Genomic DNA, 1,073 nt, shown 5'->3' on the forward strand with positions numbered 1-1,073 from the left:
AAGGAAGGGGTTTGCCGCGCTTCTGGGTCAAACGTGAACGAGAGAACTCATTCCTTCCGATGTGCAATATTTGGTGCACGTTAAAAATTTTCATGCGCGTATAATTGCAATAAATCACGCACGAAAATTGCTTACGAACGTCATTTATTGCGAATCTTGACAGAATAGCCTTTTGCTATATATTAAACATGTAAGGAGTTAACGCGCGTGAAAAATCGCATCTACAATACCGGAAACGTCAGGTCCCCGAAGGGGCTGAAGGCGATGCAACGCTTGGCTCGTGCTGGGCGGCCGATGAGGTCGTCCGAGATCGGCGTGCCGAGCTTCGTCATGCGCCGCCTACTGGCCGCGCAGCTTGTGGAGAATCCGGCGCGGGGTATTTATGCTCTGCCCTCCGAGGCGCTGGGCGATGAGAATGATCACTGGGATCAACTTGCGACCATCACTAAGTTGCGCCCGAACGCGGTCTTCGTTCTCGATACCGCAGCGGCGTTTCACGGAATGACGCAGAACATGACGGGTCACGTGAGTGTGGCGCTTCCGGCGTCGAACAGCCCGATCAAGTCTGAGACCTTGAATGGTCTCTCGATCGTAACCCATCGCATGCGCAACAACGACGCTCTCACTGTCGGTGTCGAGACGTATTTGATCCAGGGAGTGGAAGTGAATATCACCTCCAAAGCGAGAACCCTCGTCGATCTGGTGCGGTACGCAGGTCACGGCACGGTTCGCGGTGGTCACGTCCTTGTAGATGCGGAGACCGAACTCGATGCGTTCATGCGATTTTACGGGACGATGACCGACGTCGATCGGAAGGAGCTGCGGAAGCTCTCTAGGCAATTCGGCATCAAGGATCTGATCGCCGATCGTCTCCGGCTTCTGGATAACTCTCCGCTTGAGGCGGCGAACTATTTTGTCTGAACTGTTCACTGGAGTCCCCGTCCTTCAGCTTGGGGAGGAGAGCGCGCTCCTCTACTTGACAAAACTGTAATGAGGGCACAAACAGATAAATACCGCATGTAGAAGCGCGGATCGCAGGAGTTGCAAGAACCAAGCGTCTTTTGTGTGTACGG

The 1,073-nt window shown here is 53.8% G+C and carries 1 protein-coding gene; it reads left to right on the forward strand.

The window, feature by feature from the left end:
* Positions 1 to 207 precede the first annotated feature (207 nt).
* Positions 208 to 921 (forward strand): hypothetical protein, encoded by a 714-nt coding sequence (locus E1297_RS01515; RefSeq protein WP_155133011.1) that lies wholly within the window; start codon positions 208 to 210, stop codon positions 919 to 921.
* The last annotated feature ends 152 nt before the right edge of the window (positions 922 to 1,073 follow it).

The organism is Roseibium sp. RKSG952 (assembly GCF_009711355.1).